General features: G+C 69.9%; 18 protein-coding genes and 1 riboswitch. Of the genes, 12 read left to right on the top strand and 6 right to left on the bottom strand.

Features of this window, described 5'->3' with window-relative positions; genetic code table 11:
* Nucleotides 1–13 precede the first annotated feature (13 nt).
* Entirely contained in the window at nt 14–1,129 is a 1,116-nt protein-coding gene (locus ACFY2X_RS17250) for a globin domain-containing protein (RefSeq protein WP_389939146.1), read from the bottom strand.
* A 491-nt stretch (nt 1,130–1,620) separates the two neighbouring features.
* Between ACFY2X_RS17250 and ACFY2X_RS17245 the strand changes: the two genes are divergently transcribed.
* Both ACFY2X_RS17245 and ACFY2X_RS17240 read left to right on the top strand, forming a co-directional pair.
* Nucleotides 1,621–2,310: a gamma-glutamyl-gamma-aminobutyrate hydrolase family protein gene (locus ACFY2X_RS17245; protein WP_389939144.1), complete on the top strand. Its 690-nt coding sequence runs from the start codon at nt 1,621–1,623 to the stop codon at nt 2,308–2,310.
* Nucleotides 2,311–2,428: 118 nt separating this feature from the next.
* Nucleotides 2,429–3,220 carry an enoyl-CoA hydratase/isomerase family protein gene (locus tag ACFY2X_RS17240; RefSeq protein WP_389939142.1) on the top strand — a complete coding sequence of 264 codons (792 nt, stop codon included), beginning with the start codon at nt 2,429–2,431 and terminating at the stop codon, nt 3,218–3,220.
* 75 nt (nt 3,221–3,295) lie between these two features.
* Here ACFY2X_RS17240 and ACFY2X_RS17235 read toward each other — a convergent pair whose 3' ends face one another.
* From ACFY2X_RS17235 to ACFY2X_RS17225, 3 genes are all read right to left on the bottom strand, one after another.
* Nucleotides 3,296–3,712 (bottom strand): SRPBCC family protein, encoded by a 417-nt coding sequence (locus tag ACFY2X_RS17235; protein WP_389939140.1) that lies wholly within the window; start codon nt 3,710–3,712, stop codon nt 3,296–3,298.
* A gap of 67 nt (nt 3,713–3,779) precedes the next feature.
* Nucleotides 3,780–4,961 carry an acyl-CoA dehydrogenase family protein gene (locus ACFY2X_RS17230; protein ID WP_389939138.1) on the bottom strand — a complete coding sequence of 394 codons (1,182 nt, stop codon included), beginning with the start codon at nt 4,959–4,961 and terminating at the stop codon, nt 3,780–3,782.
* A 102-nt stretch (nt 4,962–5,063) separates the two neighbouring features.
* The gene (locus tag ACFY2X_RS17225) at nt 5,064–5,687 is read right to left on the bottom strand and encodes a class I SAM-dependent methyltransferase (RefSeq protein WP_389939136.1); all 624 of its coding nucleotides are present in this window, start codon (nt 5,685–5,687) and stop codon (nt 5,064–5,066) included.
* Between the two features lie 313 nt (nt 5,688–6,000).
* Between ACFY2X_RS17225 and ACFY2X_RS17220 the strand changes: the two genes are divergently transcribed.
* The 9 genes from ACFY2X_RS17220 (at nt 6,001) to ACFY2X_RS17180 (ending at nt 16,583) form a co-directional block, all read left to right on the top strand.
* Nucleotides 6,001–6,420 carry a hypothetical protein gene (locus tag ACFY2X_RS17220; RefSeq protein WP_389939134.1) on the top strand — a complete coding sequence of 140 codons (420 nt, stop codon included), beginning with the start codon at nt 6,001–6,003 and terminating at the stop codon, nt 6,418–6,420.
* 250 nt (nt 6,421–6,670) lie between these two features.
* Nucleotides 6,671–7,267 (top strand): CDP-alcohol phosphatidyltransferase family protein, encoded by a 597-nt coding sequence (locus ACFY2X_RS17215; protein ID WP_389939132.1) that lies wholly within the window; start codon nt 6,671–6,673, stop codon nt 7,265–7,267.
* Between the two features lie 3 nt (nt 7,268–7,270).
* Entirely contained in the window at nt 7,271–9,772 is a 2,502-nt protein-coding gene (locus tag ACFY2X_RS17210; protein ID WP_389939130.1) for a sugar phosphate nucleotidyltransferase, read from the top strand.
* Between the two features lie 281 nt (nt 9,773–10,053).
* Complete coding sequence (locus ACFY2X_RS17205) at nt 10,054–10,566, top strand: FHA domain-containing protein (RefSeq protein ID WP_389939128.1); 513 nt, start codon at nt 10,054–10,056, stop codon at nt 10,564–10,566.
* A 41-nt stretch (nt 10,567–10,607) separates the two neighbouring features.
* Nucleotides 10,608–11,243: a MerR family transcriptional regulator gene (locus ACFY2X_RS17200; RefSeq protein ID WP_389939126.1), complete on the top strand. Its 636-nt coding sequence runs from the start codon at nt 10,608–10,610 to the stop codon at nt 11,241–11,243.
* A gap of 79 nt (nt 11,244–11,322) precedes the next feature.
* Nucleotides 11,323–11,793 (top strand): bifunctional nuclease family protein, encoded by a 471-nt coding sequence (locus tag ACFY2X_RS17195; RefSeq protein WP_389939124.1) that lies wholly within the window; start codon nt 11,323–11,325, stop codon nt 11,791–11,793.
* Nucleotides 11,794–11,937: 144 nt separating this feature from the next.
* The gene (locus ACFY2X_RS17190; protein ID WP_389939122.1) at nt 11,938–12,558 is read left to right on the top strand and encodes a MerR family transcriptional regulator; all 621 of its coding nucleotides are present in this window, start codon (nt 11,938–11,940) and stop codon (nt 12,556–12,558) included.
* 15 nt (nt 12,559–12,573) lie between these two features.
* A riboswitch (glycine riboswitch) is annotated at nt 12,574–12,665 on the top strand.
* Between the two features lie 157 nt (nt 12,666–12,822).
* Nucleotides 12,823–15,678, top strand: coding sequence for an aminomethyl-transferring glycine dehydrogenase (gcvP, locus tag ACFY2X_RS17185; protein ID WP_389939120.1), 2,856 nt, complete (start codon nt 12,823–12,825; stop codon nt 15,676–15,678).
* Nucleotides 15,679–15,800: 122 nt separating this feature from the next.
* Nucleotides 15,801–16,583, top strand: a complete 783-nt coding sequence (locus ACFY2X_RS17180; protein ID WP_389939118.1) for a tetratricopeptide repeat protein — start codon at nt 15,801–15,803, stop codon at nt 16,581–16,583.
* A gap of 126 nt (nt 16,584–16,709) precedes the next feature.
* Here ACFY2X_RS17180 and ACFY2X_RS17175 read toward each other — a convergent pair whose 3' ends face one another.
* Nucleotides 16,710–17,039, bottom strand: coding sequence for a hypothetical protein (locus ACFY2X_RS17175; RefSeq protein WP_389939117.1), 330 nt, complete (start codon nt 17,037–17,039; stop codon nt 16,710–16,712).
* Nucleotides 17,040–17,150: 111 nt separating this feature from the next.
* Here ACFY2X_RS17175 and ACFY2X_RS17170 point away from each other — a divergent pair, with 111 nt between their 5' ends.
* On the top strand, nt 17,151–17,756 hold the full coding sequence (locus tag ACFY2X_RS17170; protein ID WP_389939115.1) for an alpha/beta family hydrolase: 606 nt from the start codon (nt 17,151–17,153) through the stop codon (nt 17,754–17,756).
* A 3-nt stretch (nt 17,757–17,759) separates the two neighbouring features.
* On the opposite strand, the gene ACFY2X_RS17165 is transcribed toward ACFY2X_RS17170, so the two are convergent.
* Nucleotides 17,760–17,951, bottom strand: coding sequence for a DUF5999 family protein (locus ACFY2X_RS17165; protein WP_389939113.1), 192 nt, complete (start codon nt 17,949–17,951; stop codon nt 17,760–17,762).
* Nucleotides 17,952–18,062: the final 111 nt, after the last annotated feature.

Here is an 18,062-nt window from a genome sequence, read left to right as displayed (position 1 = left end):
GCCGGCCGCCGTCTCAGGGCTCGCCGTGGACGAGGTCCCTGCGGATGTCGGTCAGGGGCACCCCGCTCCGCTGGAGCCTGCGTACCGTCTCGTTGACCATGGGCGCCGGGCCGCAGACGTAGACCTCGTGGTCGGCCCAGGAGTGGAACCGCTCCATCACCTCGGGCACCCGGCCCCGTATGCCGTCGTAGCCGGGCTGGTCGGAGACCACGGGTGTCACCTTCAGCCAGGGGAAGTCCGACTCCATCCGGATCAGGTCGGGCAGGTCGTAGAGCTCGCGGGCGTTGCGCGCGCCGTACAGCAGGTGGACGCCGGGCCGCCGGCCCGATCCGATCACATGCTCCACGATGGCCTTGAGCGGGGCCAGCCCGGTGCCTCCCGCGACGCACAGGATGTCGCGGCCGGATTCGGCGGGGGTCATCGTGCCGACCGGGGGGCCGAGCATCACGGTGTCGCCGATCCGGGTGTGCTCGACCAGCGCGGTGGAGACCCAGCCGCCGGGGACCGCCCGCACGTGCAGGCGGATGGTGTTGTCCTCCCGCGGCGCGTTCGCGATGGAGAACGCGCGCCACACGCGAGGCCAGCGCGCGGTCTGCACGTTGACATACTGGCCGGGCTGGTACGGCAGGCGCTGGCCGGGCCGCAGGGTGATCACGGCGATGTCCGGCGTGCGGAGCTCGTGGTCGATCACCTCGGCCAGCCACCAGGCGGGGGAGATCCCCGAGTCGGACTCGGCTGAATCGATCATGAGGTTGGCGGCGACGGTGTACGCGGCCACCCACGCCGCCTCGATCTCGGAGTTCCAGACTTCGGCGGCGAAGCGCCTGATCGTGGCCAGCAGCGCGTTGCCGACCGCGGTGTAGTGCTCGGAGAGCACTCCGTACTTGCGATGGTCGCGGCCGAGCTGGCCGAGGAAGGACGTCAGGCTGTCCGGGCTGTCGAGGCTCCAGACGATCCTGGTCAGCGCCTTGAACAGGCGGTCGCGCTGGGCGTCCATGGCCGGGGGGAACATTCCCCGCAGCTGCGGGCTCTCGGCGAACAGGCGGCCGTAGAAGTATGCGGCGGCTTTGTCGGCGACGGGCTCGAGGACGGAGAAGCTTTCCTTGACGAGACGCGGATTCAAAGACATGTGACAGAACCCACCCTAATTGATCGGATCAAAGTCCGATCATGCAGATCCACCTCCCTGACGGCTCCGGGTGATGAGCGGCCGGCGGCCCCGGCGCACCTGGTCGCTCGAAATTTGAGTCTTCCATCACCATGTGGACGTCACAACCGTTTCTCTGTAATATGATGCGAAATCAAACTTTCTGTAATTGGAAAGTTATTTTCCGTGATCACAATGATCGACATGGGTGGAATAGGCGAATAAGAATCACATCTATCCTGAGTCGCCGGTTTACTAGTCATATAGGCCCATGTCATGGTCGCCACTTCGTGGTCGCGGGTCCAGGTCTCCATCGTTCCGGCGGCGGTGAGCGGCTTCCGGTGAGATGACACTGATGCCCGAGATGCGTGACACGGCAGAAATGCTTGCACGATGATAGGGGTCCTACCGCAGGTGGGATGGGTGCCGTCCGAAATGGGGGCTCCACCTTCGGCATGGCTCTGGGAGAACGCATGTCCCGACCCCTGATCGGTATCACCGCCTACTTTGAGGCCGCCCGCTGGAGCACCTGGGTCCGTGAGGCCGTCCTGTCCCCGCCCGCCTACGCCCGTGCCGTCGAGAAGGCGGGTGGCGCGCCGGTGCTGTTGCCGCCGCTGGGCCTGGGCGGTGTCGATGACTACGTGCGCGGCCTGTCCGGGGTGATCCTGGCCGGTGGCGGCGACCTCGACCCGGCCCTGTACGGCGCGGCCCGCGACAGGCGGACCGCTGAGCCTCAGCCCCAGCGTGACCGCTTCGAGCTGGCGCTGGCCCGCGCCGCCGTCCAGGCCGACATGCCGCTGCTCGCCGTCGCCCGGGGCATGCACGTCCTGAACGTCGCACAGGGCGGCACCCTGATCCCGTGGCTGCCCGAAGAGGTCGGCCATGACCGCCACGCCGACGCCGGCCGCGCGCACGTCATCCAGATCAGCGTGTCGAGCAGGCTGGGCAAGGCGGTGGGCGACCGTGCCGAGGTGACCGCGCCGCACCATCAGGCCGTCAAGCGGCTCGGCTCCGGCCTGCTCGCCGTGGCCTGGGCCGACGACCAGATCGTCGAGGGCGTCGAGCTGCAGGGGCACCGCTTCGCCGTCGGGGTCCAGTGGCATCCCGAGCGCGGCGGGGACAACCGGCTCGTCGAGGCCCTGGTCGAGGCCGCCGCGCGCTGACCCCGGACGCCGTGAGATCCGCGGGATAAGGTGCGTTCATGCCGTTGCACCCTCAGGCCGAGACCTGTCTGAAGCCGTATCCGACGGACTGTGGCGTCCCTGATGGCGAGGCCCCCCGGTGAAGGGCTATGAGGACTACGAGAAGCTGAAGCTCGACTGGGCCGCCGACGGTGTGCTCCGGATCGTGATCAGCGAGCCGCGCAGGCTCAACGCCGTGGACATGACCGGGCACCGCGAGCTGTCCGAGATCTGGCGCGACGTCGACCGCGACGACGACGTGCGCGCGGTGGTCGTCCGGGGGGAGGGCGAGGTGTTCTCCGCCGGAGGCGATCTGTCGATGATCGAGGAGATGACGCGCGACCACGCCACCCGCATGCGCATCTTCGCCGAGGCCCGAGACATCGTCTACAACGTGCTCAACTGTTCCAAACCCGTCGTCTCGGCCGTTCAGGGCCCCGCGGTGGGCGCGGGGCTCGCGGTGGCGTTGCTGGCCGACATCTCCGTGGCCGGCCGTACCGCACGCATCATCGACGGCCACACCCGGCTGGGCGTCGCGGCGGGCGACCACGCCGCCATCGTCTGGCCGCTGCTGTGCGGGCTGGCCAAGGCCAAATACCACCTGCTGCTGTGCGAGCCGGTCACCGGCGAGCAGGCGGAGGCGATGGGCCTGGTCAGCGTCTGCGTCGACGACGACCAGGTGCACGACAGGGCGCTGGAGATCGCCGTCCGGCTGGCCGGCGGCTCCGCCGAGGCGATCCGCCTGACCAAATACTCCCTCAACAACTGGCTGCGCCTGGCCGGTCCCTCCTTCGACGCCTCCCTGGCCATGGAGTTCCTCGGCTTCACCGGTCCGGACGTGGCCGAGGGTGTGCGGGCCGTCCGGGACAAGCGCCCGCCCAGGTTCACCTGACCGGTCCGCGCCTCCTCGATCGGGACGCCGGCCGCCCACCGGCACGGCGGGAACGAGGAGATCGAGGAGGCGCGGTCAGAAACGCTTGTGCAGCGAGGCCAGGCCCGGCTCGAAGATGCCGCGGGTGAAGATCTTGGTCATCTTCGCCTCGTCGTCGGCCTCGAGGGTGGCCGACCACTCGACGAAGGCCTGCCCGCTGTCGGTGACGGGGGAAACCCGGTAGCAACCCCGGTAGTTCCGGACCGGCAGCGGGCACTGGAGAATCTCGTAGGTCGCCGAGCGGGAGCCGTCGTCGAGCGTGAGCAGCCGCTCCAGGAAGACGCCGCCCGCCCCGTCGATCCTGCGCACCGCGCCCGGCTCGGAGCTTTCGCCCTCCTCGATCTCGCAGCTGGTGATCCCGGGCAGCCACTCGGCCAGGTTGCCGAAGTCTCTCAGGTAGCTCCACACCTCGTCGGCCGAGGCGTTGATCACGGTGCTGGCGTACGGGGACATCGGTCACTCCTTTGTGCTCGTCCGAACCTGCCCATGGTCTGCCCGTACGGCGCGTGCCGCAATCGGCTCAGAAACTCTTGGGGAGCCCGAGCACCTGGGTGGCGAGGTAGTTGAGCAGGAGCTCCTCGGTGACCGGGGCGACCTTGCCGATGCGGGCGTCCGCCAGCAGGCGGGCGACCGGATACTCCAGCGAGTAGGCCATGCCGCCATGGGTCTGGAAGGCGTGGTCGGCCGCCTCCCAGGCTGCCTGGGAGGCGGTCAGCTTGGCGATGTTGGCCTCGGTGCCGCACGGCTGCCGGTTGTCGAACAGCCAGGCGGCCTTGTAGAGCATCAGCCTGGCCAGCTCGATCTTCGCCTTGACCTGGGCGAGGGGAAAGGCGATGGCCTGGTTGGCGCCGATCGGACGGCCGAAGACCTCGCGCTCCTTGGCGTACTGCACGGCGACTCTCAGGGCGACCTCGGCGCCGCCCAGGGCGGAGGCCGCGAGCAGGATGCGCTCGGGGTTGAGGATGTCCCACAGCACCAGCGCGCCCTGGTCGACCTCGCCCACCACGTTCGCGGACGGCACCCGCAGGTCGTCGATGAAGACCATGTTGGACGGGGTGGTGTTGGCCCCCATCTTCGGGACCGGCCGGTAGGAGAGCTGCCCGGCGGCGACCGCCTCGGGGACGTTCACCAGGAAGATCGTCAGACCGTTGGTCCGGGGCTTGGCCTCGGCGGCCGGGACGGTCCGGGTGACCAGGAGCATCCAGGTGGCGCGCTGCACGCCGGTGATCCAGATCTTCTGGCCCTTGATGACGAATTCGTCGCCGTCGCGGCGGGCGAAGGTGGAGATGCCCAGGGCGTTGGAGCCGGCGTCCGGCTCGGTCAGGGCGAAGCAGGTCTCCAGCTCGCCGGTGGCCAGCTTGGGCAGCAACTCGTCACGCTGCCACTGGCTGCCGTGCCTGGCCAGGGTCAGGGCGCCGAAACCCGGGGTCAGGACGTAGGTGAACGCCGACCCCCCGGCCGAGCCGGACGCCGACAGGGTCTCGGTGGCCACGGCCAGCTCCAGCAGGCCCTGGCCGCCTCCGCCGTACTCCTCCGGAACGGCCAGGCCGAGCCAGCCCCCCTTGGCCAGCTCCGCCCAGACCTCCTCCGGCCAGCGTTTTTCGCTCTCGCAGCGCTGCCAGTAGTCGAGGTCGTAGCGCGAGCAGATATCGGCGATGCCGCGCTGGACGGCGAGGGCACTGTCGGGAAGCGTGAAGTCCACCGTGATCACTCCATTCTAGTTGCGCGCGCAATCTTAGAACGAAGTTCTATTCTGCTCCAGGCCTCTCACGGCATCGTTCGTCACGTCCCGGGCGCCGACCGCTCACTCCGGCACTTCCCGGCTCGGATTCCCGGCGTGCTCCCGTGGCCTGCGCACGTGATAGACGAATGCCGGGGGGAGGTTGCCCCACACGGTCCGGCCCACGACGACCTCCTCGAAGGTGTCGAGCAGGCGCTGCCGGAAACGCCGCGCGGGCGGCAGGTGCTTGGCGAAGCTGTAGGCGAAGGTGGTGAACGCGGTGTTCGCCCCCATGATCGAGCAGACCGCGTCCAGCAGGCGAGTCTGCACGTCGTCGGAGAACGCCGCCCAGGGGAGTCCGCTCACGATCGCGTCGGCCTTGACCAGGCCCCGCTCCTGCAACAGGTGCGGCAGCCGGGCCGCGTCGTCGACCACGACCTCCACCTTCGGATGCCTGGCGGAGAGGAACTCGGCCAGCTTCGGGTTGATCTCAACCGCCATGTGGTGACCGCGACCATCCAGCCGTCGCTGGATTTCCGCAGTGAACGCGCCCGTGCCCGGACCAAGCTCGACGATCACGGGATCGCCTCGGCGGGGAACCGGCGCGGCCACCGTCTCGGCGAGCCGCCGCGAACTTGGCGCCACCGCTCCGACGGTTCCCGGGGAACGCATCCACTGGCCCAGGAAGAGCGTGGTGTCATTGGTCATGCTGTGAAGGGTAGAGGGTGCGCGAGGAGATGTGACCCAGTCGTTCGGCCCCTTTCGGAGACCCTACCGGAGGAGGAGGGCGCCCTACCGAAGGAGGATGGCGCCCCTGAGAGATCCCCGAGCCGCGCACCGGAGCGGGCGGCCGGAGCGGATGGCCGGAGCAGACGGGCGGAGAGGACGGCCGGCGAGGAGGTCCGCCCGGCCGGAATCCACCACGCGGCGGATCAGGGAGTAAGCCCCCAGGCTGACGACCCGCCGTGTCTTCCACGACCACGATGTGTCCGAACCACTCACCAGAGGAAGGACACATCCCATGCGGGAGGTCATCGCCCAGCCGCCCACGGCACAGGGCCGCCCCGTCTCCGCGGGCCTGCTGTACGGCCTGCGCATCCTGGTCACCGCACAGGCGGTCGGCCTGGTCGTGGCGGCGGCGTTCGCCGGCCGTGCCGTGCAGGGCGGGGGAGACCTGGCCGAGACCCACGTCATGGCCGGGATGGTGGTGCACCTGATCGCGCTGCTGCAGATCGTCGCGGCCGTGCTGGTCTGGCGGCCGGGACGGGGCGCCGGGTGGCCCGCGCTCGCCAGCCTCGGCCTGCTCCTGATCGGCATGGGCCAGCACTTCAGCTGGGAGATGCTCGGCACCCACGTGCCCAGCGGCCTGATCCTGTTCGGGCTGACCGTGGCCGTGCTGATCTGGGCCTGGTCGCCCCGCGCGGCCGTACGCCGCTCCTGAGCCCACGCCGAAGGCGCCACCGCGGTCCCCCGGGGCCGCGGTGGCGCCTTCGGCGTTCGCGGCCCGGATCGCCCGCCGGGCGCTCCGGGACGCCGGACGGGCCCCGCGGAGCCGTGCCTGTGCCCCACCGCGGTGAGGAGGCCGGGACCCCCTGGCGCGATGCTGGAACGTCGGCCGGAAGACGGATGCGATTCTCGCGAGTCCCGCACAGGTAGGGTCGGCATCAAGTACGGGGAGGGGAGATAAACCGGTGAATCCGGAAGCATCGGGAGCCGAGGATCGAATCTGGACGGTTCCCAACGCGCTGAGCCTGGCCAGGCTCCTCGGCGTGCCGGTCTTCCTGTGGCTGGTGCTGGGGCCCAAGGCCGACGGCTGGGCCGTCGCGTTGCTGATGCTGGCCGGTTTCTCCGACTGGCTCGACGGCAAGATCGCCCGAGCGTGGAACCAGACCAGCAGGCTCGGCCGCCTGCTCGACCCGCTGGCCGACCGGCTCTACATCCTGGCCACCCTGCTCGGCCTGGCCCTGCGCGACATCATCCCCTGGTGGCTGGCGCTGGCGATCCCGCTACGGGACGTCATGCTGCTGGGCATCCCGGTCATCCTGCGCCGCCTGGGGTACGGCCCGGCGCTGCCGGTGCACTTCCTCGGCAAGGCCGCCACCGCCAACCTGCTCTACGCCTTCCCGCTGCTCTTCCTGGCCCACCACGAGGCCTGGTACGCGGAACCCGCCAGAATTGTCGGCTGGTCGCTCGCCATCTGGGGCACGGGGCTGTATTGGTGGTCGGGGGTGCTGTATTGGGTACAGGTGCGTCAGCTCATCAGAGGAGCCAAACGCCTTAAGAGGTGATTCGTGAAGGCCGTCGTGATGGCGGGCGGGGAAGGGACACGGCTCCGGCCGATGACCGCGAACCAGCCCAAACCTCTGTTGCCTGTGATCAACCGGCCGATCATGGAGCATGTGCTGCGCCTGCTGAAACGGCACGGGCTCACCGAGACCGTGGTGACCGTGCAGTTCCTGGCGGCACTGATCCGCAACTACTTCGGCGACGGCGACGAGCTCGGCATGAGCCTGTACTACGCCACCGAGGACATCCCGCTCGGAACCGCCGGCAGCGTCAAGAACGCCGCGGACAGGCTCCGTGACGACCGCTTCCTCGTCATCTCGGGTGACGCGCTCACCGACATCGACCTGAGTGACATGATCCGGTTCCATCGCGAGAACGGCGCGCTGGTCACCATCGGGCTCAAGCGCGTCCCCAACCCGCTGGAGTTCGGCATCGTCATCGTGGACGATCACGGCCGGGTGGAGCGCTTCCTGGAGAAACCCACCTGGGGCCAGGTCTTCTCCGACACCGTCAACACCGGCGTCTACGTGATGGAGCCGGAGGTCCTCGACGAGATCACCGCGGGGGAGTCCGTCGACTGGTCGGCGGACGTCTTCCCCCGCCTGCTGGAGCGCGGCGCCCCCCTGTACGGCTACGTCGCCGACGGCTACTGGGAGGACGTCGGCACCCACGAGAGCTACCTCAAGGCCCAGGCCGACGTGCTGTCCGGGCGGGTCAAGGTGGACATCGACGCCTTCGAGGTCTCACCCGGCATCTGGGTGGCCGAAGGAGCCTCGGTGGACGCCGACGCCGTGCTCAAGGGCCCGCTCTACGTCGGCGACTACGCCAAGGTCGAGGCGGGGGCCGAGCTTCGCGAATACACCGTGCTGGGCAGCAACGTGGTGGTCCGCGAGGGCGCCTTCCTGCACCGCGCGGTGATCCACGACAACGTCTACGTCGGGCCGAGCGCCCACCTGCGCGGTTGCGTCATCGGCAAGAACACCGACCTGATGAACGGCGTCAGGATCGAGGAGGGCGCCGTCGTCGGCGACGAGTGCATCATCGAGGCCGAGGCCTACGTCTCCTCCGGGGTCAAGATCTATCCGTTCAAGACCGTCGAGGCGGGGGCGGTGATCAACACCAGCGTCATCTGGGAGCCGCGTGGCCAGCGCAACCTGTTCGGCCCGCGGGGAGTGTCCGGTCTGGTCAACGTGGAGATCACCCCCGAGCTGTGCGTACGGCTGGCCAGCGCCTACGCCACCACCCTGAAGAAGGGCGCCTCGGTCATCACCTCCCGCGACTCCTCCCGCGCCGCACGGGCGCTGAAGCGGGCCGTGATCAGCGCGCTGAACGCCAGCGCGATCAACGTGGTCGACCTGGAGGCGGCCCCGCTGCCCGTCTCCCGCTTCCACACCGCCAGGGAGAACGCCGTCGGCGGCATCGCGCTGCGGACCACCCCCGGCGACCCGCAGAGCGTCGACATCGTCTTCATGGACGAGCACGGCGCCGACCTGTCCCAGGGGGCCCAGCGCAAACTGGACCGGGTCTTCTCCCGGCAGGAGTTCCGGCGGGCCTTCCCCGGCGAGATCGCCGAGCTCGTCTTCCCCGCCAGGGCGATCGAAGACTACACCCACGAGCTGCTGCGCTGCGTGGACATACGCGGGGTCCGCGACGCCGACATGAAGGTCGTGGTCGACTGCGCGGGCGGTACCTCCTCACTGGTGCTGCCCAGTCTCCTCGGCAGGGTCGGGGTCGACGTGCTCACCGTCAACAACCGGCTGGACGACGCCTCGCCCACCGAGACCCTCGCCGAGCGCCGCCGCGACCTGCAGCGCCTGTCAGAGCTCGTCAGCTCCTCCAGGGCGGCCTTCGGGGTGCGCTTCGACCCGGTGGGGGAGCGGGTCGCGCTGGTGGACGAGATGGGCCAGCTGATCAGTGAGGAGCGTGCCCTGCTGGTGGTGCTGGACCTGGTCGCGGCCGAGCGGTGCGGCGGCCGGGTGGCGCTGCCCGTCACCACCACCCGCGTGGCCGAGCAGGTCTGCCGGTTCCACGGGGTGCAGGTCGAATGGACCTCCACCGCGATCGACGCGCTCACCGCGGCCGCCCGGGGACAGGACATGATCTTCGCGGCGGACGGGCGGGGCGGCTTCGTCGTGCCCGAGTTCGGTCCCACGGTGGACGGCCTGGCGGTGTTCCTGCGCCTGCTCGGGCTGGTCGCCAGGACACGGCTGTCGCTCAGCCAGATCGACGCCAGGATCCCCGAGGCCAAGCTGCTGCGCCGTACCGTCCCGACGCCGTGGGCGGCCAAGGGGGTGGTGATGCGCTCGGTCATCGAGGCCGCCCAGCACGGCCGCATCGACACCACCGACGGAGTGCGGGTCGTCGCCGAAGACGGAAGCTGGGTGCTGGTGCTGCCCGACCCGGCCGAGGCCGTCACCCATCTGTGGGCCGAGGGCGCCGACGTCGACTCCGCGCAGAGCCTGCTGGAGCGCTGGGCCCGGGTCGTGGAGGAGGCGACGGGAACCTGAGGAGGCGGGCCGGCCGGACGGCCGGTGATCCGGAGCCGGACGGCCGGTACCGTGGAGCGGAGTGCGGTAAACCCAGCGCGGCGACATGGACCGGGGACACCGCGCGGCTGTAGCTTTGTCACCGACCGAACCCTCGGTCGAGCGTCAGCCTTGATCTTTGCGTCTCAGTAGTGTAAGTTGCGGCATTCGCAGTCTGAGAAAATACTTGAGAAGCGAAGAAGCGAGGCGCGCATCCCTGAGTACCGTTGCCGCGTCTTCGCGGTAGGAGGCCGAGCCGATCGATGCCGAGCGTCTACTGCACGCAGTGCGGTCATGCCAACCCTGAGGATGCCCGTTTCTGTTCACGATGCGGGTCGCCGCTGACCAAGTTCGACTCACCCGGAGACAGCACTTCCACGATCTCCCTCTCCGGGATCGAGGCGTATGAGGCGGAGACCGGAGAGACGCTTCTCGCCGAGCGGCAGGCCGTCGAGCAGCTGCCCCCGGGCACTGCTCTGCTGGTCGCCATGCGTGGTCCCAACGCGGGCAGCCGTTTCCTGCTGGACAGCGATCTCACCACCGTGGGCCGCCATCCCGAGAGCGACATCTTCCTTGACGACATCACCGTCTCGCGCCGTCATGTGGAGTTCTACCGGCGTGCCGGCGGGGTGTTCACCGTCCGCGACGTCGGCAGCCTGAACGGCACCTACGTGAACCGCGAGCGGATCGAGGAGGTCCCGCTGTACGGCGGGGACGAGGTGCAGATCGGCAAGTTCCGCCTGGTCTTCCTCACCCGCGGTGCCGCTGGAGGATGATGAGCTCGCAGGCCGCTCGTGCGCACATGAGCATCGGGGAGGTGCTCACTCTCTTACAGGGCGAGTTCCCCGATGTCAGCATCTCCAAGATTCGTTTCCTGGAGGGCGAGGGGTTGATCGAGCCGCAGCGAAGTCCCTCCGGCTATCGGAAGTTCACCTACGCCGATGTCGAGCGGCTTCGCTACATCCTCAGCGAGCAGCGTGATCGTTACCTGCCGCTGCGGGTGATCAAGGATCATCTCGAGGCGGCCGATCGCGAGGATCGGCCGGTCGCCCGGCCCCGCGCGGTCCCCGACGACGCGCCCCGCGAGGTCCGCCTCACCCGCGAGGAGCTGCTGGCCGCCGCGGAGCTCAGCGAGGAGACCCTCACCGAGCTTGAGGACTTCGGCCTGCTGGCCGCCGTGGCGCGTTACTACGACGCAGAGGCGCTGGCCGTGGCCCGCAGTGTCGGCGCTCTCGCGGCCTTCGGGCTGCATGCGCGCCACCTGCGGGCGGTCAAGGCGGCGGCCGAGCGCGAGGCCGGGCTCGTGGAGCAGGCCATCGCACCCCTGCTGCGCCGCCGGGGACCCGGCGCCATCGACCAGGCCGACGAGACGGCCAGGGAGATTTCCGGCCTCCTCCTGGATTTACACGCCTCCCTGCTACGTTCCGGCGTTCGTGGGATCCTGGGCCGTTGAGAACCTGACCAGGCACTCGTACCCCCACGAGTGTTACGTTGAACAAACCGGTCGTAATCCAGCGAAGACGGAGCAGCCCGTGTTGCAGATGGAGGTCGTGGGGGTTCGGGTTGAGATGCCCTCCAACCAGCCGATTGTTCTGCTGAAGGAGGTGCATGGGGAGCGCTATCTGCCGATCTGGATCGGCATGACCGAGGCGACGGCGATCGCCATGGCTCAGGCCGAGGAGCCACCACCCCGGCCCCTTACCCATGACTTGTTCCGCGATGTGCTCGACGCGCTCGGTGTCCGGCTGAGCACGGTGAACATCGTCGCGCTCCGTGACGGGATTTTCTTTGCCGATTTGGTGTTCTCCAACGGGGTAGAGGTGAGCGCCCGTCCCTCAGACTCGATCGCCTTGGCGTTGCGCACCGGCGCGCGTATTTTCGCCAGCGAGGATGTGGTCCGGGAAGCCGGGGTGATCATCTCCGACGACCAGGAGGACGAGGTGGAGAGGTTCAGGGAATTCCTTGACACGATCACGCCCGAAGACTTCGGTCGCGCGGGGTAGGAATTTCGGTGCATTTACGCTTCACGACGCGCCGGGTGGGGTCGTTGACTGAGCTTGGCCCCAGTCCTACGGTGCAAGTGAAACCCGCGGTCGTGCACAAACCCCCAGATCAGGCCGCGGGATGAGAGAAAGCCGGAGGTCCGCGTGGCGGTCAGCAGCGGCGAGGGTAGAAACGCCGATCAGGATGACCCGGAACGGCGCCAGTCGGCACGCCAGCGCGCGGGTGAAGAGGGTCTGCTGTTCGACGGGGAACCGGTGAAACTGCCCGCCGACATCGGATACCGAGGCCCCACCGCCTGTGCGGCGGCCGATATCACCTATCGGCAGCTGGATTACTGGGCGCGCACCGGACTGGTGGAGCCCACTGTGAGAGCCGCCCAGGGTTCGGGCTCCCAGCGACTGTACGGTTTCCGCGACATCCTGGTGCTCAAGGTCGTCAAGCGGCTGCTCGACACCGGTGTCTCCCTCCAGCAGATTCGCATCGCCGTGCAGCACCTGCGCGACCGCGGCGTCAACGACCTCGCGCAGATCACCCTGATGAGCGACGGGGTGAGCGTTTACGAGTGCACCTCGCCCGACGAGGTCATCGACCTCCTCCAAGGCGGTCAGGGAGTCTTCGGCATCGCGCTCGGCCGGGTCTGGCAGGAGGTGGAGGGTTCCCTCGCGGATCTTCCCGGTGAGCGGGCGGAGTCCGGCCAGGGCCCTTTAGGAGATCACCACACAGATGAGTTGGCGCGTCGTCGCAGGGCCCGCCGCACCGGGTAAGGTTGGTATCGCTGCTGACACCGCGCGGGAGAGACCCCGACATGATCGGGGCGCCGAAGGAGCAACCTCCCCGGAATCTCTCAGGCACCCTGTACCGCGCGGACGAGGCGACTCTGGAAAGCAGATGCGTCCGCCAGGCGTGTCTCACCGACGGTGAAAGCCTCCCGGGAGGGAAGGCGAATCTCTCAGGTTGAGATGACAGAGGGGGAGATTCGGCATACGCCCGCGCCCAGCGCCGGTCTCCACCGCCTCAGGAGGCTTTCCATGACCGACCTGTCACCGCTCAGCGAACTCACCTCCCCACCGTTCTCGACCCGTCATATCGGGCCCGCCGACGCCGACCAGACCCGCATGCTGGAGGCCGTCGGATTCGCCTCCACCGCCGACCTGATCGCGGTGGCCGTGCCGGAGGCGATCCGGGTCAAGGACCAGCTGAACCTGCCCCCGGCGGCCAGCGAGACCGAGGCCATCGCCGAGCTGCGTGCCCTGGCCGGGCGTAACAGCGTGCTCACCTCGATGATCGGCCTGGGCTACCACGACACCATCACCCCGGCCGTCATCCGCCGCAACCTCCTGGAGAACCCGGGCTGGTACACCGCCTACACGCCCTACCAGCCGGAGATCTCCCAGGGCCGCCTGGAGGCCCTGATCAACTTCCAGACGGTCATCTCCGACCTGACCGCGCTCGACGTCGCGGGCGCCTCCCTGCTGGACGAGGCCACCGCCGCCGCCGAGGCGATGACCCTGGCCCGCCGCGCCGGCCGTTCCAAGTCGAACGTCTTCGTGGTGGACGCCGACGCGCTGCCGCAGACCAAGGCCGTGCTGCGCACCAGGTCCGAGCCGCTCGGCATCGAGCTGGTCGAGAGCGACTTCACCGCCGAGCTCCCCGAGTGCTTCGGCGTTCTCGTGCAGTACCCGGGCGCCGGCGGCCTGGTCAGGGACTTCCGGGCCATCGCCGACGCCGCCCACGCGCGCGGCGCCCAGGTGATCGCCGCCGCCGACCTGCTCGCCCTCACCCTGCTCGCCGCGCCCGGTGAGCTCGGCGCAGACATCGCGATCGGCTCCTCGCAGCGCTTCGGCGTCCCGCTGGGCTTCGGCGGCCCGCACGCGGCCTACATGGCGGTCCGCGACGGCCTGCAGCGGCAGATGCCCGGCCGTCTGGTGGGAGTCTCCCAGGACGCCGACGGGCGCCCCGCCTACCGGCTCGCGCTGCAGACCCGCGAGCAGCACATCCGCCGCGAGAAGGCGACCAGCAACATCTGCACCGCGCAGGTGCTGCTCGCGGTGATCGCGGGCATGTACGCCGTCTACCACGGCCCCGAGGGCCTGCGCCGGATCGGCCGGCGCGTCCACCGGCACGCCGTCGTGCTCGCCGAGGGCCTGCGCCAGGGCGGTGTCGAGGTCGTGCACGACACCTTCTTCGACACCGTGCTGGCCCGCGTGCCCGGCCGCGCGGCCCAGATCGTCGCCACGGCCCTCGACAACGGGGTCAACCTGCGCCTGGTCGACGCCGACCACGTGGGCGTCACCTGCGACGAGAAGACCGAGCTCATCCACCTGGAGCAGGTCCTGGCCGCCTTCGAGGTCAGCGGCGCGGCCCTGGCCGACCTGGACGCCGCGACACACGACGCGCTGCCCGCCTCCCTGACGCGCGTCAGCGACTACCTGACCCACCCGGTGTTCCACAGCCACCGGTCGGAGACGGCCATGCTGCGCTACCTGCGGAGGCTCCAGGACAAGGACATCGCGCTCGACCGGTCGATGATCCCGCTGGGCTCGTGCACCATGAAGCTCAACGCGACCACCGAGATGGAGCCGATCACCTGGCCGGAGTTCGCCGGGCTGCACCCCTACGCTCCGGAGGACCAGGCCAGGGGCTACGTCGAGCTGATCAAGGAGCTGGAGAACTGGCTGGCCGAGGTCACCGGCTACGACGCGGTGTCGATCCAGCCCAACGCCGGCTCCCAGGGTGAGTTCGCCGGTCTGCTGGCCATCCGCGCCTACCACAAGGCGCGCGGCGAGTCCGGCCGGGACGTCTGCCTGATCCCGTCCTCCGCGCACGGCACCAACGCCGCCAGCGCCGTCATGGCGGGCATGCGCGTCGCGGTGGTCGCCTGCGACGACAACGGCAACGTCGACATCGACGACCTCACCGCCAAGATCGAGAAGCACCGCGACCAGCTTGCCGCGATCATGGTGACCTATCCGTCCACGCACGGGGTCTACGAGGAGACCATCACCCAGATCTGCGATCTGGTCCACGAGGCCGGCGGCCAGGTCTACGTCGACGGCGCAAACCTCAACGCGCTGGTCGGCCTGGCCAAGCTGGGCGAGTTCGGGGCGGACGTCTCCCACCTGAACCTGCACAAGACCTTCTGCATCCCGCACGGTGGCGGCGGCCCCGGTGTCGGCCCCGTCGCGGTCCGCGCGCACCTCGCCGACTACCTGCCCGGCCACCCGCTGCGCGAGGACTCGGCGGTCGGCCCGGTCTCGGCCGCGCCGTACGGCTCGGCGGCCATCCTGCCCATCTCCTGGGCCTACATCCGGATGATGGGCGCCGACGGCCTCAAGGCGGCCACCGAGCAGGCCATCCTGTCGGCCAACTACCTGGCCCGCAGGCTCGCCCCGCACTACCCGGTCCTCTACACCGGCCGCGGCGGCCTGGTCGCCCACGAGTGCATCGTCGACCTGCGCCAGATCACCAAGGAGACCGGCGTGACCGTGGACGACGTGGCCAAGCGCCTGATCGACTACGGTTTCCACGCGCCGACCATGTCCTTCCCGGTGGCCGGCACGCTGATGATCGAGCCGACCGAGAGCGAGGACCTGGCCGAGCTCGACCGGTTCTGCGACGCGATGATCGCGATCCGGGAGGAGATCGGGAAGGTCGCCTCCGGGGCGTACGACAAGACGGACAACCCGCTGCGCAACGCCCCGCACACGGCCGACTGCCTGGTCGCCGACGAGTGGGGTCACGCCTACACCCGGACCGAGGCGGCCTATCCGGTGCCCGCCCTGCGCGAGGGCAAGTACTGGTCGCCGGTCCGCCGCATCGACCAGGCCTACGGTGACCGCAACCTCGTGTGCTCCTGCCCGCCGCTTTCGGCCTACGAGGACTGATCCGGCCGGTCCACCCCTGCGGCTCGCGCCTGGCGGCGCGAGCCGCACACCACATGTCTGGGACGAGCGTGGCCCCGAGTCGTTAGGCTCGGGGCATTCCTTTTACCCGGAGAGGACCCCGCATGCCAGAGGTGGAGACTCGTCCCTTGGACACCGCGCGGAAGCTGGCCGAGGACGGCGATCTCGACGGCGCCGCGGCGATTTTCGCGGATCTGGCCGCCGACACCGAGGAGCCCGACCGGGCGCAGGCGGCGGTGGGACTGGCGGTCGTGCTCCAGGAGCGCGGAGACGTGGCGGGCGCCCGGGCGGCCGCGCGCACCGCGCTGGCGACCGGGCACCCGGAGTTCGCCGCCCAGGCCGCCTGCCTGCTCGCACAGAGCTTCGAGCGGGAAGAGCTGCTCGACCAGGCACGGGCCGCCTGGCAGGCCGCGCTGGGCCTGGGCAACCCCGGTTACGTCCCGCTGGCGCACATGGCGCTCGCCCGGCTCGCCACGGAACAGCGGGAGGCGGAGGAGGCGCTGCGAGCCGCACTGGCCACCGCCGATCCGCAGATCGCCTCCCACGCGGCCCAGCGGCTGGCCGAGCTTCTGCTGGGGGAGGGGGAGCCTGGCGGGGCCGCGGAAGCGCTTCTGGAGGCGCTCTCGGTGCCGGATGTGGAGGAGGTGCCCCGGCTGCGGGTGCTGCTCGGCATCGCGCACCTGGAGCTGGCATGCGCGGAGTTCACCGGGGCCGTCGAGGAGGGCGGGGACGCCGAGACCAGCGCCCTGGCCATCGAGCTCCTGGCCCGCACGCTCCCACTGAGAGGCCGTGACGAAGACGCCGAGCACGTGTGGCGCTACGGCCTGGACAGCCCCGACGAGGACCTGGCCGAGGAGGTCCGTCTCCGGCTGAACCGCGGCATCTGAGCGGCCGCGGGCGCGGCTCGGCCCGGCTGGAGAGCGGGCCGCGGGCGCGGCTCGGCCCGGCTGGAGAGCGGGCCGGGCGAATCGTGGCAGCTGATCGGGTCTCGAGGTGGCCGCGGTGCGGCGGTCTCAGTCGCGGTCGCGCCAGCGGCCGATCGCGTGGGCGACATTGATCGCCACGATGCCGCCCCAGGCCATCAGGAGCCCCGCGGTTCCCGCCGCGCCCGCGGCGATGGCGGTCAGCGGGACGCCGATGCCCATGGAGCCCAGCGCGATCGGAATGGAGCCGTTGCTGCTCTTCTTCGGAGGCCGCTGCGGGTACGGCCCGCCTCCGGCGGCGTGCACCTCGGCCCGCACACGGGCGGCGATGGTCGCGTCGAGGCGTTCCACGAACGACTCCACGAGCGCGGATTCGTACTCCGGGCCGAGGTCTCGCCGGGCCTCGATCGTGGCACGCATGTCCTGTCGGATATCTTGGTGATCCTGCACGTGCCGATTTTCCGCCAACGGGCGGGTTTTGGCATCGGTCGTTAGGACTAGATCCGTGTCCACCCGGAGTACGGTGCCCCCATGGAGATCATGACCCCGCACGGTCCGGCCTTGGCGGAAGTCGACGAGGTCGCCGACCCGCGTTTTCTGCTGGTGCTCACCCACGGCTCCGCCGGGGGAGTGGACGCTCCGGACCTGCTCGCCGTACGGGACGCCGCGGCGGGGGTCGGCGGGGTGGTCGCGCGGGTGCTCCAGCCGTTCCGGATGCGGGGCGCCCGGGCGCCCGGGTCGGCGGTGAAACAGGACGAGGCCTGGACGGCGCTGGTGGCCGAGCTTCGAGGGCGCTATCCGGGACTGCCGCTCGTCCAGGGAGGGCGGAGCAACGGAGCCAGGGTCGCCTGCCGTACGGCTCTCGCGGTCAAGGCCGAGGCGGTGGTCGCGCTGGCCTTCCCGCTGCACCCGCCGGGCAAGCCGGAGCGGTCCCGAGCGGAGGAGTTACGCGCGGCCGGTGTGGACGTGCTGGTGGTGAGCGGGGACCGTGACCCGTTCGGCGTTCCGGACGAGGCGGACGCGGCACGTCTGGTGGTGCTGCCGGGTGAGGGGCACGATTTCAAGAAAGACCCCGCCCGGGTGGGCGGGGTCGTCGCGGAGTGGCTCGAGGCGAGGATGCGGCCGGACTCGGCGTGACGGTCAGGAAACGCCGGCCAACGGCCGGTGCGGCTCGATGACGGCGCCGTCGGGCAGAAGCTCACCGGTGTCCTCGAACAGCACGACACCGTTGCAGAGCAGGCTCCACCCCTGCTCGGGGTGGGACGCCATCGTCCGGGCGGCTTCGCGGTCCAGCGCCTCGGCGGGCGGGCAGGACGGCTGGTGCGGGCACATCGGCGTGCCTCCGAATTTCTCTTGTCGGCTCGCCGGGACCGCCGTCGGGCAGCGGCGGCACCGCCCCCGATGGGGCCCGTTCCCGCGTATGACGGGGAGACGAGCATCTGA

This window comes from Streptosporangium sp. NPDC000396 (assembly GCF_042898655.1).
Classification (GTDB): Bacteria; Actinomycetota; Actinomycetes; order Streptosporangiales; family Streptosporangiaceae; genus Streptosporangium.
The sequence above is the reverse complement of the archived record's forward strand: the minus strand, read 5'-3'. Positions and strand labels throughout refer to the sequence as shown.

Bases quoted from the DNA above. Each gene is read 5' to 3' on its own strand.
- ACFY2X_RS17250 (WP_389939146.1), bottom strand. From the start codon at position 1,129: ATGTCTTTGAATCCGCGTCTCGTCAAGGAAAGCTTCTCCGTCCTCGAG.
- ACFY2X_RS17245 (WP_389939144.1), top strand. From the start codon at position 1,621: ATGTCCCGACCCCTGATCGGTATCACCGCCTACTTTGAGGCCGCCCGC.
- ACFY2X_RS17235 (WP_389939140.1), bottom strand. From the start codon at position 3,712: ATGTCCCCGTACGCCAGCACCGTGATCAACGCCTCGGCCGACGAGGTG.
- ACFY2X_RS17225 (WP_389939136.1), bottom strand. From the start codon at position 5,687: ATGACCAATGACACCACGCTCTTCCTGGGCCAGTGGATGCGTTCCCCG.
- ACFY2X_RS17220 (WP_389939134.1), top strand. From the start codon at position 6,001: ATGCGGGAGGTCATCGCCCAGCCGCCCACGGCACAGGGCCGCCCCGTC.
- ACFY2X_RS17205 (WP_389939128.1), top strand. From the start codon at position 10,054: ATGCCGAGCGTCTACTGCACGCAGTGCGGTCATGCCAACCCTGAGGAT.
- gcvP (WP_389939120.1), top strand. From the start codon at position 12,823: ATGACCGACCTGTCACCGCTCAGCGAACTCACCTCCCCACCGTTCTCG.
- ACFY2X_RS17180 (WP_389939118.1), top strand. From the start codon at position 15,801: ATGCCAGAGGTGGAGACTCGTCCCTTGGACACCGCGCGGAAGCTGGCC.
- ACFY2X_RS17175 (WP_389939117.1), bottom strand. From the start codon at position 17,039: ATGCGTGCCACGATCGAGGCCCGGCGAGACCTCGGCCCGGAGTACGAA.
- ACFY2X_RS17170 (WP_389939115.1), top strand. From the start codon at position 17,151: ATGGAGATCATGACCCCGCACGGTCCGGCCTTGGCGGAAGTCGACGAG.
- ACFY2X_RS17165 (WP_389939113.1), bottom strand. From the start codon at position 17,951: ATGTGCCCGCACCAGCCGTCCTGCCCGCCCGCCGAGGCGCTGGACCGC.